We start from the raw sequence: 13,038 nt of genomic DNA, 5'->3' as shown, positions 1-13,038 counted from the left end.
TAGCTAGATTAACAGCTGAGTTGAGACACCCAAGATGTAATTTTATAGCAATATAGCTATCGTCACTCAAAACCCCAAAAGGAGATATGGGGCTAAGACTCATATTTTCCAACCAGATAAATATCGCTCTAAGTAGCTGGATGCAATTAAATATAAAACCTTAAAACCTGTGGTGCACGCGCAGCGTGCGCCACAGGTTTTGGTTCTGTTTTTTAATTACGCTTAGCTACTTAGCGATACTTATCTATAAACCTGCTTGAGCCTTAGCTACAACTTGACCATCCTTAAACTCCACGATCGCATTACTGCCTTGAGGATTCTTCCAAGAGTAAACTTGCCCGACACTATTATTCGTTGTATTTTCGGCAATGACTTTTCCCGACACACCAAAGATTTTGTCTACTTGCTCAACGGTCATTCCCTTTTGTACACGATTAAACTTTTCGAGAGTAATTGGCTTGTCGTCTTCTTGTGAGGTACTGGGGGATTGAGTAGGATTTGATGGGGTTAGGTCAGAAATATTAGGCGTTGAATTTACAGTTGTATCGGCAGGTAATGTGGGCAGAGCTTTCGTAGATGAGGGTTTGGTAGGGTTCGTAGTTAGCGCTGGATCAAGGCTCTGACTCTTGATGTTTTGAGGGTTTTGATCTGAGGACTTATTAACAGATAAATTACTAGAGGATATTTCCGCATTTGGAGATATGACATTCTTACTTGTAATTGCCCTTACTAATGCCCCTATACCTAATCCTAATAAGATAATTGATAATCCGACTAGTAATAGCTGCAAATGATAATTATTAGTGGAATTAGTGGATTGATTATCGATGTGATGTTTTTCGACAGGTGGAGTTGCTAAATTATTTAATGCTGTGCCTACAAGTATCGGTTCTTGCAATTGCTCCGCGGGCAGCAATTGCTTTCTTGTTTTTGTAGAGTTGGACGAAAGATTATTAATTGCTTTCTGTAATACCGAGTCTTTAGAAAGCTGGGTTTCGGGCGAACGTTTTTCTAGAGCTAAGGATTCTGGAAGTTCGAGATGTTCCGACTCCAATTCTAGGGGTTTGGATAAAGATGATGATAGTGACTCCATCATAAATTGCTCTGTCCATAGAAGACGCTGTTCATTCATTTCATCATCATTGCGCCAGCAGTGAATCTTAAACTTTGCCACTGATTCTATATGCAAAGTTCTCAGGTTGCTAGATACTAATGTCAGCAGTTTTTCCTTGTCAATGGCAGAATCTGTCCGAATTTGTAGTTCTAAATTGCTATCAACAATAGACACCTCCACGTCAAGGCGATTGGAGTCAAGAGTTTGTAATTCTTGACGAATAATTTCGGCGATCGCCTGTGGATCTCGTTGATGGGCAAGTTCGGCAATCGAAAGCATACTTGACTAATCGTCCTAGTCTAACTAACGAATAGCTATTAACTATTCTTGGTTATCTTAATTTCAATACATTACACTTGCTTGGGAAAGGCGGCGATCCGCTAAATTGCGTGAGTGTGTGAATGTATTCTCAATCTCATTGAGCTAGTTACGAATATACACTGAAACGATTTAGTAAAGAAGCAGATTTTTGGCGATGCGGCTTTGCTTTGCTGCAAAAAATCTGCTTCTTTACTAAGTAGCGATCGCAATCTAAAAATCCTCCGAGTCCACATACTCTATGTGTTTCTAGATACACAGGGGGTAATAAATTTCGGTCTTGCTCATCACAAATCCGTAAAATCCTGATAGGGTTAATTTGGAAACTGTAACTCAAAATAGTTGTAACCCACAGAATTCATGAAAGTACTGGTAATTGGTGGTGACGGTTATTGCGGATGGGCGACAGCGTTGCATCTCGCCAATAAAGGCTATGAGGTTGGTGTTTTAGATAATTTAATTCGCCGACATTGGGACAATGAGTTAGGTGTAGCGACGCTAACACCGATCACCTCTATTCAAGAGCGTATCCATAAGTGGAAATCTGTCTCAGGTCAAGATATCGATCTATTTATCGGCGACATTACTAACTACGAATTTTTACAGAAGGCATTCCGTAGTTTTGAGCCTGAGGCAGTCGTGCATTTTGGCGAACAGCGCTCAGCTCCCTTCTCAATGATCGATCGCGAACATGCCGTACTCACGCAAGTCAATAATGTCGTAGGAACTTTAAATTTGCTATATGCAATCAAAGAGCATAATCCTGAATGCCATTTGGTTAAATTAGGTACGATGGGTGAATATGGTACGCCCAATATCGATATCGAAGAAGGCTATATCACTATTGAACATAACGGGCGCAAAGATACTCTTCCTTATCCCAAGCAACCAGGTAGTTTTTATCATCTCAGCAAGGTACACGATAGCCACAATATTCAGTTTGCCTGTCGGGCTTGGGGCTTACGGGCGACTGACCTAAACCAAGGCGTTGTTTACGGCGTATTAACTGAAGAGACTGGTACGGATGAGTTACTGATCAATCGCCTTGATTATGATGGCGTATTTGGTACAGCATTAAATCGTTTTTGTATCCAAGCAGCGATCGGGCATCCTCTGACGGTCTATGGTAAGGGTGGACAGACGCGAGGTTTTCTTGATATCCGTGATACCGTGCGTTGTATTGAACTAGCGATCGCTAATCCTGCGGAAGCGGGCAAGATGCGTGTGTTTAACCAATTTACTGAGCTGTTCTCAATCCGCGATCTGGCGTTGATGGTACAAAAAGCAGGTCAAACCCTTGGTATTAAAGTTGAAGTTCAAAACATCGAAAACCCTCGTGTTGAATTAGAAGAGCATTATTTTAATGCTAAAAATACTAACCTTCTTGAGTTGGGTTTACAGCCACATTTTCTCTCTGATGCTCTGCTCGATTCATTGCTCAATTTTGCAGTCAGATATCGCGATCGTGTTGATGAAAAGCAAATTTTGCCGAAAGTAAAATGGCGTAGCTAATAAATAAAGACAAGTCATGCAAATCATGACTTGTCTTTATTTATTAGTCCCTGCGATAGAAGCTTTAACAACAAAAAAGAGGTATCTTAGGTTACATAACAGAGTTATTGTCAAGACCTTCTTACCGTACCTACCATGACATCTTCTACAAAAACTTTGCGCGTTTTGGTGGTGGATGACCACGAACTCACACGATGTACTTTACAACTAGCACTTTCTTTACAAGCCTGCATAGGATCTGTAGAAGTAGCGATTAACGGTAAAGAAGCGATCGCTAAAGTCCAAAAGCTTGAGCCTGATGTTGTGGTCATGGACTTACATATGCCCGTGATGGATGGCTGGACAGCCTCCAGTGAAATCAAAAATAAATATCCTCATGTCAAGATTGTGGCTTATTCCGCAGCCGATGGCGGCAAGGCACAGGCAATCTCTAATGGGGCAAATATCGATGCTTTTTGTGATAAGGGAGCCTGTACCCGTAGTTTGCTAGAAGCTATTAAAAGTGTTTCTTAAACTAAAAAAGAAGCGTTGCAAAGCAACGCTTCTTTTTTATTGTTTAGATGCTAAGAATTTGGCAGCAATAATTCCCCCAATAAATCCAAATAAAAAGCCTTCCCAAGAAATATTAGATTGTTTCGGTAATATACCAAAAAATAGAAGCGCACAAAGGATTATAGCAATAGCAATCGAAGTATAAAATATCGCAAATTTACGTTCTAAGTAAATTTGAAATAGACAATAACCATAGAATCCAAAAACTACACCACCTGCACCAATATGTAGTGTATTAGGTTTGCCAATTAGCCAAGTTCCTAGACCACTCAAAATAACTGACGAACAAAACACAAAATAAAAATCTTTGATGCTTCTGTTAATTACCAGCCAACCCAAAATAATAAATGGGACTGTATTTTCGGCAACCGAATAAAAACTTGCATGGATAAAAGGAGCTATGAATATACCGCGCAAACCAACAATACTTTGAGGCATAATCCCAAATGAGATCAAGCTCCTATTAAATAAAAATTCATTTATAGCTACTACAATCCAAAAAACTGATACTAAAAAAAATAGAATAAAAATCTTTTTCTGTTGTTCTTTATTCAATGGGTTTATTTTCTGACTCATATTTTTATCTCCATATCTCAAAGAGTTACAGTACTTTGCGCTTTCTCGAAACCCAGATAAATTTTGAAAAAGCTTGCGAAGCAAGCTTTTTCAAAATTTATCTGTATTACACAAACCCTAAATAGGCTGTACACAAAGATTTTTTAATTAATCGTATCGTCAGCTTCAGTGAGGAATTATTTTGATATTTATCAAGATAAATATCTCAGGCTTTAGGAGACAATATGAGCAGAGCTTTCAACCATCTATAACTAAAGTCTATTATTCTTACTCTCAGATAGCATCTTAGCGGCAATAATTCCACCAATAAGCCCAAACAAATGTCCTTCCCAAGAAATGTAGGCTCGTGTTGGTAATACCCCCCAAACTAATCCGCCATAGATCATGGCGACTATCACGGAAATTGCGATCGCCACAAAACTTCGCTCAAAGTAACCACGAAATAGCAAATATCCAAAATATCCAAAAATTACGCCACTCGCACCAATGTGTACAGAATCAGGTCTACCTACTAGCCATGTTCCTAGCCCCCCGATTAACGCTGATATAAAAGATACAAAATAAAAGTCACTGATGTTTCGTAACATCACAAACCACCCTAAAACAATAAAGGGCAGTGTATTAGCGGCAACATGATAAAAGCCTCCATGTAAAAATGGAGCAAACAGAATACCTCGCAAACCGATCAAGTGATGAGGCAGAATCCCTAAGGCATTAAGCCTGCCACTAAACAATAATTCATTAACAATAACTACAGACCAAAAGACTATAACGCAACTTCCTAAAATCTTAAATTGAGTTTTTAGCTCTCCACTAATTGTTTGTAGCTTTTGCTTCATGATTTTTACTCCAGACTGAAAGCAATTTTTGACAGCGATCCTTCGTACAGATAGGGCTTTGCGCTCGCTACTTGTACTAATCCTCAAAGTTCATTGAAAGCGATCGCCTTTCTAACTTAACTATCATAAACAATCTCGCTAAAGACAATGCTCAAAAAGTCGCAAGATTATTAATGTCGAATTTTCTGAGGGATGATCGGAAAACTAAGTTGATTATCATTTTATCTACGATAAAATAGATCAAATAAAGGTGGTTATTTCATCAATATTTTTTACTTTATTTGCTAAATAATCTTATTTCTGTGGATTATCAGATAGACTCTATATTAGATACAGCACCCTGTGGATTCCTCTCATTCAATGACAATAGCAAGATTTTAATCGTCAATACCACGCTATTAGAAATACTGGGATACTCAATAGATGAAATCATAGGACAAAAAATAGAATTAATCTTGCCAATTGGCAGCAAAATTTTTTATCAAACTCATTTCTTGCCTCTTTTAAAACTGCATAATAAAGCTGAAGAAATTTATTTTTCTCTAAGAACTAAAGAGGGAAGAGATATTCCTATGCTGATTAATGCAGCGCGTCAATATTACTCAGAAACTCTAGTCAATAATTGCATTCTGATCCCCATTAGTCAGCGTATTCATTACGAAGATGAAATTTTAAAATCAAAGAAGATTGCTGAGACAGCAATCCTTTCTCAAAAACAAACAGAAAAAGAATTACGAAAGCTCTATGAAGAGTTGCACTGTGCAACCCAGAAGCTAGAAAAGCTAGTAAATATTGATGGATTAACCAAAATTGCTAATCGTCGCTGTTTTGACGATCGCCTAGAACAGGAATGGTTCAGGTTATGTCGAGAAATGCAACCAATCTCTTTGCTCTTGTTTGATGTTGATTATTTCAAACGCTATAACGATTCCTATGGACATCAAATTGGCGATGAGTGTTTGGTGAAACTAGCTCAAGCTACACAACAGGTCGTATGCCGTTCAGCCGATCTGGTGGCTCGTTATGGTGGCGAAGAGTTTGTGATTATTTTGCCGAATACAGATGCACAAGGGGCGATCGCAGTAGCTGAAAAGCTGCATAGTACCATTCAGGACTTAGGTATTCCCCACCAAGCTTCTGAGGCGAGTAAGATAGTCACGATTAGTTTAGGGTTAGCCACCTTGGTTCCTAGTTTAGACAAATCACCAAAATCTCTAATTAATCAGGCAGATCAAGCTCTATATAACGCAAAACAACAAGGACGTAACCAGACAGCAATCTGGGGATGATGGACAAGTAGAGTAGCCACTCTCATTTCTGGCTTTAACAGGCTAAACTAGGAAAAACGTCTTAGTGTCAAGCTCAGCAACATGACTTCATCATCAGTTTCAGTTAGAGAATTACCACTGTTCCCCTTACCTGAGTTGGTGTTATTTCCGGGACAGTCTCTGCCGCTTCATATTTTTGAGTATCGCTATCGCATGATGATTAATACTGTCTTGGAGAGCGATCGCATGTTTGGTGTACTAATGTGGGACTCGGAGACAGGTAAACCTGCAAATATCGGATGCGTTGCCCAAATCGTGCAGTATCACCGTCTACCAGACGATCGCTTTAAGCTTCTGACTATGGGACAGCAACGGTTTCGAGTACTAGAGTATGTGCGTGAAACCCCCTACCGAGTTGGATTGGTGGAGTGGATTCAAGACGAGCCGAGCAGTGATGCGCCATATTTATTAGCTACAGAGGTCCGAGAACTGCTCAATGATGTGATCCGTCTTTCCCAGAAGTTAACCGATCAAGAAATTGAGTTACCCAAAATTCCACGCAGCCCGATTGAATTGTCTTACTGGGTAGCGAGCAATTTTCAAGGTGCTAGCCTAGAGCAGCAATCATTATTAGAAACCCTTGATACAGCCGCGAGACTGCGTCGTGAAGCAGAAATATTGTCTTCTACAAGAAGTCAGTTAGCTGCTCGCACCGTTTTGAAAGATACTTTTAAAGAAATCTAGAGAAACTTATTTTTTATGTATACTCATGTATATATAAAAAGTAGCTAAAAAACTAGTCGTTATACGCTTTCAACTTACAGTCTCTACTACATAGGTATGGGAAAATGTTGGTTCTTTCACAGAAACGTTTAAAGACATTCCCAAGAATTGTAGCAATTGTAGTATTGGCGCTAGTTTATTACGGCACAGCTGAAATTTCACGGCATGTGGCAGCTACACCCCAATCTGTTACACCTGTGTGGCCACCTGATGGATTTGCATCTGCGGCAGTAATAATTTTCGGGTATCAGGTTTTACCAGGGGTTTTAATTGGTTCGTTTCTTGCCAATATCTGGGCATTTTGGGATGCTCAGAGCTGGTCTACGATGACTGCCTCTATCCTTCAAGTATTAGGAATTGCGATCGGTACAAGCATTGGTACTGGGGCTGGTGGCTATCTATTACGCAAAACAATTAAAGGAAAACATCCATTCAGAAGGTTGAATGATGTTTATAAATTTCTCTTTTTGACCTGTGGTTTTGCGCCAATGATTAATGCTACCGTCGGCGTAGTTTGTTTATGTCTAGGTAGCAAAGTCTCTTGGTCGAGTTTTGATATTACTTGGTTAACTTGGTGGATTTCTAATGTTGCGGGTATATGTATATTTACGCCATTAATTTTAAGCTTTTATGAATTTTATTTCAAGAATTTCAAAGTTCCTAAAGATAGCAAAATCTTATTTAATATTGCAAAACCAAAACCACCCAAAATTCATCAATGGCAAATACTAGAAGCAATTATTTTAGTTGTTGTTGTGATTTTTCTAGGGTTTATATCCTTTTATAAAGGATATGACTTAGAATACATGTTAATTCCTTGTCTTGTGTGGACAGTTCTAAGATTTGGGCAATTAGGAGCTACGAGTTTAATTGTTATTATCTCAACGATTGCAATTTTAGGAACTGTTCAAGGATTTGGAACATTTGCTTCTAAAAACAATGCCTCTTCATTAGTTTTATTACAATCTTTTATTATTGTGATTGTTGTAACTACGCTCAGCCTAATTGCCATACTTTCGGAGAAACAACAGGCAATCACAAATTTACAACAATCAAAGCTGAGATTAACTAATAAATCAATTCAACTCGAAAAAAGTAAATCGATTCTAAATGATACTGCATTCATTTTGGAGAAACAAAATATAGCCCTAACAGAGGCAAAACAAATTGCGGAATTGGCAAATCGTGCTAAAACTGAATTTCTATCTAATATGAGTCATGAGTTAAGGACTCCTCTTAATGCAATTTTAGGATTAGTCCAACTCTTACAAGAATCTAAAAATATTGACAATCAAGAGAAACTAGATATTCAGACAATTTATCAATCTGGTACACATTTACTAACCCTAATTGATGACATACTGGATATTTCTAAAATAGAATCTGGCAAAATGGAGCTTCATCTCCAAGAAGTACACCTGTTATCATTGGTCAAAAATTTAGTAGAAATCATTCAAGTTCAAGCTAATCAAAAGAAGATTGATTTCATTTACCAGTTTGCCCCTGATCTACCTGAATTAGTTTATGCAGACAGTAAAAGGCTCAAGCAAATCCTGCTTAATTTGCTTGGTAATGCCGTTAAATTTACGAATAAGGGGCATGTGATATTTCGAGTTGCTGCTCTAAAGTCTTCTCAGCTTGAAACGCTATCATCTGATAATTCATCAAACAAATTGGTGTCACTGAAATTTGAGATTGAAGATTCAGGAGTCGGCATTGATAATAGTAAATTAGAATCTATATTTTTGCCCTTTGAACAGGTAGGTGAAAACAACTTTAAAAATCAAGGTACTGGTTTAGGATTAGCAATTAGTCAGAGAATCGCCGACATGATGGGGGGTGAAATTACTGTCAATAGTAGAAGAGGGATTGGCAGTGTTTTTCTGTTTACTGTTAGTCTGCAAGCCCCTAAACTGATAACGACTACACCTAAAAATGATGTACTGGAAGTTAATCAGCCATCATATTTCGAGCAAAACTTAGCACAGAAATTTCCTTTGAAGATTCTGATCGCTGAAGATAACATCGTTAATCAAAAAGTTGCTTGTAAAATTTTAAATAGATTAGGTTACGAAGAAATTGGTATTGCTGTTAATGGAATTGAAGTTTTGGAAACCTTACGCCAACATACCTATGATGTGATTTTGATGGATGTGCAAATGCCTGAAATAGACGGAATTGAGGTGACTAAGCAGATAATTAATGATTTAGGTTTGGAAAATAAGCCCTATATCATTGCTGTTACAGCAAATGCTATGGATACCGATCGCGAACTCTGTTTGGCTGCGGGGATGAATGACTACGTGAGTAAACCCGTTAATGTCAATTTGTTAGTGGAGGCTCTATTGCGATCGCAGCATAGCGCACACAAGGCTTAGACAATGGGTTTAAAATTATTAAAATTAATTGATGGCAATACTTTGTGTTGCTATTCCAATTAAATATAAACCAGAAACTTTAGCGCAAGCGCAGCTTGCTACAGGTTCTAGTTCTTAATTGTGCCAAGCTAATTAGATGAAATTAGTCAAGTTCTTGATTTTTGAGGAGAAATCGCAGTGAAAATTGGTGTGCCAAAGGAAATTAAGGATCTTGAGTTTCGTGTGGGGCTTACGCCTGCGGGGGTAGCCACTTTAACAGCGCGATCGCATCAAGTTTTTGTTGAGACCAATGCGGGGATTGGTTCTGGCTTTAGCGATGATGAGTATATCCGTGCAGGGGCAAAAATTGTCGCCACACCCCAAGAAGTATACGCCCAAGAAATGGTGGTCAAGGTGAAGGAGCCTTTACCTAGTGAATATGCTTTAATTCATCCGCAACTAATTCTATTTACCTATCTCCATCTCGCTGCCGATCGCCAATTAACTGAAGCGCTTATCAAATCGGGCGCAACCTGTATCGCCTATGAAACAGTACAGTTAGATAATGGTCAGTTGCCTTTGCTTGTACCGATGAGCATTATCGCGGGAAGGCTATCTGTACAGTTTGGGGCGCATTACTTGACTAAGCAACAGGGCGGCAGTGGGGTATTACTCGGAGGCATTCCCGGAGTCAGATCAGGACATGTCGTTGTACTAGGTGGTGGTGTAGTTGGTACAGAGGCGGCAAGAATGGCGATCGGTCTAGGGGCAAGGGTGACAATTTTAGATGTGAATCTTCAACGTCTTGGTGAATTAGAATCCCTCTTTGGTTCACGGGTGCAATTGTTATATAGCAACGGCAGCAATATCGCTGATTCTGTTAGTTCTGCTGATCTCGTCATTGGCGCAGTCTTAATCGCAGGCAAACGCGCACCGACTCTAGTAAACCGTGAACTAGTGCAGAAAATGCGATCGCGTTCCGTCATTGTTGATGTGGCAGTCGATCAAGGGGGATGTATCGAAACAGTGCGCCCAACTTCCCACACCTCTCCTATATATGTGGAGGAAGGAGTCTTGCATTACGGTGTGCCAAATATGCCGGGGGCAGTGCCTTGGACTGCCACTCAAGCCTTGGTCAATGCCACACTTCCTTATACCTGTGCGTTGGCGGATTTTGGTTTGGAAGCATTAAAACGCGATCGCACCTTAGCGAAAGGACTAAATATTCAAAATGGTCAAATTGTCTATCCTGCCGTCGCCGAAGCATTTCCTGACTTATGAATACAAATACAGCGATTTTCAATAAAGAATTATCTCCCCGCCTTCGGCGGGGAGATAATTCTCTTAGAATGGCGGCTCAAAGCGCCGTCATTCTGAATTTGTGATAGTAGGACTTATTTATTTGGGAATCCTTAATGATTTATGAGATGTAAATTGCACATCTCGTAAATCATTGAGGATTGCTATATTTTCTAGCCATGTTAAAAACCTTTATTAGTTTGGGTAACATCGTGAGTGTTACAAACAGAGCAACTACATACCCAAAATCAGTTGCTAGAGACTGGGACCGAGTTAAGGTCTAAGATGAGGATAAATCATGAAAGCAGTGCGGTTAAATCTTGAAGATAGACAGGCTTGGCAGAAATTACAGTATGTTCTGACTAGTCTTGCTTCCGACTATATGGATCTAGTAGCGGCTGAGCAAACGGAATTTAAGTTTGAACAGCAAGTTCTATCCATTGCTTTTACTTTGATTGCTGCTAACTCCGATCGCGATCGCCTCAATGAATTTACTCAAAGCATTGATCGATACTTCAATCGCTTGCAGTTGATTGGGGTACGCCGCATTGAATGGGAATTTTATGTCATTGGGGAAGATAATTTAGTCCTATCACAGGGAAGAGATATTCCATTAGTTGCTGCACCAGCCCCCTTACCTAAAAGTGCGCTTGCAAGAACAGAGGACAAGCGATCGCTTGCTCGGAATTCGCAACAAAGTGCATTGTCAAAGGGCAAGTCTAAAGCAGGTAATCTAGTACGTCGTCTTCGTGGATGGTTACTTGATCCGAAAACCATTGCTGCTGCCCGTACTACTAGCCGTATTACCATCCGTGATCCTAAGGGAGCCTTAGAAGCAATCCGTACTAGTGTGATCGCCAAGTTTAACGACACGATCCAATGGGTGGATAATTTTCCTTGGGAAACTTGGACAAAGGAAAAAGCCCAACAAATCAAACGTCGCCATCAGCGCAATTTAGTCCGTGCTGTGATTGAAGATGTCTTAGTACTGGGGGTATTACTGATCTGTCTATATTGGCTAACCGAAGCATTATCGGGACCAACAATCAACCTTGCCCTGCTTCCTCCACGCCACTATGACAATAACATCACCACCAACGTGCAGTACCGTTGTGGCAATCCGGGGGTCACGCTCAAAAACTATGTCTGTTTAGGACGGGGAATGGGGTATGACCAAGTAGCAAGTATCTTGGGAGGCGAAGGGAAGCCTTTAGGCATCGATCACAAGTTTGGCGATCGCGCAGTGATTGTGAGCTGGTCAAACAAAGATATGAATCTGAATGCCACCTTTGTAAATGACAAACTCGTTGCGAGAGCTTATCGTCAACTTACTGCCAGCAAATAAACCAGCAAATAAAATAGAATAAAAAAGGTTCGCTTTGCGAACCTTTTTTATTCTAGGGATACAACTTGCTTTGAAAAGATTGTCTAATATTTTCAGCTTGTTAAATTTGCTGATACTCATTACTAGCGGGATATCAATATCATCTTGGTCATCTGCATCATCTGCAATTGCGGCTAATCTTAAACCTAACTCAGCACAGTCTGCCAAAACATCTCAAGCTGATAAACAGGCTGCCGAAGAATATCGCCAATTGGGACTGGCTTATCGCAAACAAGAACGCCTCGACGATGCGATCGCTGCTTTCCAAAAAGCAGTCACCCTCGATCCTCAGAATATCGATGGCAGAGTTATCCTTGGTTGGACACAGCACCTTGCTAAAAGACATGACACCGCAGCAGCATCTCTTTGGGAAGCAATTTATCGATCGCCCACATCCTTACAAGCTTTTAATGCGATCGGCATTGTCTATCTCGTGCGTGGAGATTTGCCCCAGTCGGTAGTTTTGCATAGTTGGGCAGCACTTCTCAAAACTGATAATGAGATTGCTCACTATAATCTCAGCCTTGCCTATCAGCGCTTACAACAATATGACCTTGCGATCGCCTATGCCAAAAATGCGATCGAACTCGAACCAACTAACCCGCATCCTTTCGTTGCTCTAGCGATCGCCCAATGGACATCGGGCAATCAACCCAGTGCCAAAAAAACATTTCGAGACGCGATCGGTGTGGATGTTAGATATCGCAGTTCTGAGTTCTTAAACTTTCTAAACGAAGCAGGTTTTAGCAACGATCAAATTCAAACGGCAAAACAGATTTTAGCGAGCCTATAACTTCATTAACTTCAGTTTGTCGCAAACAAAAATAGGAAGCATCGCTAAGCGATGCTTCCTATTTTTGGCAATTTTCATGCGAAGTATGGTGCAAGTTGCTACATGGAACTCACTTTTCACAAAAGCAAACCCTCTCTCAAAGTCCAAAAGTAAAAGCCTTGCATAGCAAGGCTTTTACTTTTGGACTTTTGAAATTTGCTAGCTTAGACCGAACTGACGTTGAAATAGGTTTTGGGAGGCTAT

Annotated in this window: 11 protein-coding genes; 8 read left to right on the top strand and 3 right to left on the bottom strand. The window is 40.0% G+C overall.

The features are described 5' to 3' along the window. Nucleotides 1-244: 244 nt before the first annotated feature. Nucleotides 245-1,393 carry a hypothetical protein gene (locus NMG48_RS03875; protein ID WP_271254066.1) on the bottom strand — a complete coding sequence of 383 codons (1,149 nt, stop codon included), beginning with the start codon at nucleotides 1,391-1,393 and terminating at the stop codon, nucleotides 245-247. Between the two features lie 399 nt (nucleotides 1,394-1,792). Between NMG48_RS03875 and NMG48_RS03870 the strand changes: the two genes are divergently transcribed. Together NMG48_RS03870 and NMG48_RS03865 are read left to right on the top strand one after the other, a co-directional pair. Beyond that, nucleotides 1,793-2,944, top strand: a complete 1,152-nt coding sequence (locus NMG48_RS03870) for a UDP-sulfoquinovose synthase (RefSeq protein ID WP_271254065.1) — start codon at nucleotides 1,793-1,795, stop codon at nucleotides 2,942-2,944. 135 nt (nucleotides 2,945-3,079) lie between these two features. Continuing rightward, nucleotides 3,080-3,457, top strand: coding sequence for a response regulator (locus tag NMG48_RS03865; protein WP_126388235.1), 378 nt, complete (start codon nucleotides 3,080-3,082; stop codon nucleotides 3,455-3,457). Between the two features lie 36 nt (nucleotides 3,458-3,493). Here the strand turns inward: NMG48_RS03865 and NMG48_RS03860 are convergent, their stop codons facing one another. Beyond that, entirely contained in the window at nucleotides 3,494-4,072 is a 579-nt protein-coding gene (locus tag NMG48_RS03860) for a rhomboid family intramembrane serine protease (protein WP_271254064.1), read from the bottom strand. A 251-nt stretch (nucleotides 4,073-4,323) separates the two neighbouring features. After that, the gene (locus NMG48_RS03855) at nucleotides 4,324-4,911 is read right to left on the bottom strand and encodes a rhomboid family intramembrane serine protease (RefSeq protein ID WP_271254063.1); all 588 of its coding nucleotides are present in this window, start codon (nucleotides 4,909-4,911) and stop codon (nucleotides 4,324-4,326) included. A gap of 302 nt (nucleotides 4,912-5,213) precedes the next feature. Here NMG48_RS03855 and NMG48_RS03850 point away from each other — a divergent pair, with 302 nt between their 5' ends. The 6 genes from NMG48_RS03850 to NMG48_RS03825 all read left to right on the top strand — a co-directional run bounded on the left by NMG48_RS03850 (nucleotide 5,214) and on the right by NMG48_RS03825 (nucleotide 12,795). After that, on the top strand, nucleotides 5,214-6,200 hold the full coding sequence (locus NMG48_RS03850) for a sensor domain-containing diguanylate cyclase (RefSeq protein ID WP_271254062.1): 987 nt from the start codon (nucleotides 5,214-5,216) through the stop codon (nucleotides 6,198-6,200). Between the two features lie 81 nt (nucleotides 6,201-6,281). Then, nucleotides 6,282-6,923 (top strand): LON peptidase substrate-binding domain-containing protein, encoded by a 642-nt coding sequence (locus NMG48_RS03845; protein WP_126388230.1) that lies wholly within the window; start codon nucleotides 6,282-6,284, stop codon nucleotides 6,921-6,923. A 104-nt stretch (nucleotides 6,924-7,027) separates the two neighbouring features. Beyond that, nucleotides 7,028-9,340: an MASE1 domain-containing protein gene (locus NMG48_RS03840; RefSeq protein WP_271254061.1), complete on the top strand. Its 2,313-nt coding sequence runs from the start codon at nucleotides 7,028-7,030 to the stop codon at nucleotides 9,338-9,340. Nucleotides 9,341-9,517: 177 nt separating this feature from the next. Then, on the top strand, nucleotides 9,518-10,600 hold the full coding sequence (gene ald, locus NMG48_RS03835; protein WP_271254060.1) for an alanine dehydrogenase: 1,083 nt from the start codon (nucleotides 9,518-9,520) through the stop codon (nucleotides 10,598-10,600). Between the two features lie 316 nt (nucleotides 10,601-10,916). Further along, the gene (locus tag NMG48_RS03830; protein WP_271254059.1) at nucleotides 10,917-11,963 is read left to right on the top strand and encodes a hypothetical protein; all 1,047 of its coding nucleotides are present in this window, start codon (nucleotides 10,917-10,919) and stop codon (nucleotides 11,961-11,963) included. Between the two features lie 106 nt (nucleotides 11,964-12,069). Continuing rightward, nucleotides 12,070-12,795, top strand: a complete 726-nt coding sequence (locus NMG48_RS03825) for a tetratricopeptide repeat protein (protein WP_271254058.1) — start codon at nucleotides 12,070-12,072, stop codon at nucleotides 12,793-12,795. Nucleotides 12,796-13,038: the final 243 nt, after the last annotated feature.

Source organism: Pseudanabaena sp. Chao 1811, assembly GCF_027942295.1.
Lineage (GTDB): Bacteria > Cyanobacteriota > Cyanobacteriia > Pseudanabaenales > Pseudanabaenaceae > Pseudanabaena.
This window is presented reverse-complemented; position numbering and strand designations above follow the sequence as displayed.

Bases quoted from the DNA above. Each gene is read 5' to 3' on its own strand.
- NMG48_RS03875 (WP_271254066.1), bottom strand. From the start codon at position 1,393: ATGCTTTCGATTGCCGAACTTGCCCATCAACGAGATCCACAGGCGATC.
- NMG48_RS03870 (WP_271254065.1), top strand. From the start codon at position 1,793: ATGAAAGTACTGGTAATTGGTGGTGACGGTTATTGCGGATGGGCGACA.
- NMG48_RS03865 (WP_126388235.1), top strand. From the start codon at position 3,080: ATGACATCTTCTACAAAAACTTTGCGCGTTTTGGTGGTGGATGACCAC.
- NMG48_RS03860 (WP_271254064.1), bottom strand. From the start codon at position 4,072: ATGAGTCAGAAAATAAACCCATTGAATAAAGAACAACAGAAAAAGATT.
- NMG48_RS03855 (WP_271254063.1), bottom strand. From the start codon at position 4,911: ATGAAGCAAAAGCTACAAACAATTAGTGGAGAGCTAAAAACTCAATTT.
- NMG48_RS03845 (WP_126388230.1), top strand. From the start codon at position 6,282: ATGACTTCATCATCAGTTTCAGTTAGAGAATTACCACTGTTCCCCTTA.
- NMG48_RS03840 (WP_271254061.1), top strand. From the start codon at position 7,028: ATGTTGGTTCTTTCACAGAAACGTTTAAAGACATTCCCAAGAATTGTA.
- NMG48_RS03830 (WP_271254059.1), top strand. From the start codon at position 10,917: ATGAAAGCAGTGCGGTTAAATCTTGAAGATAGACAGGCTTGGCAGAAA.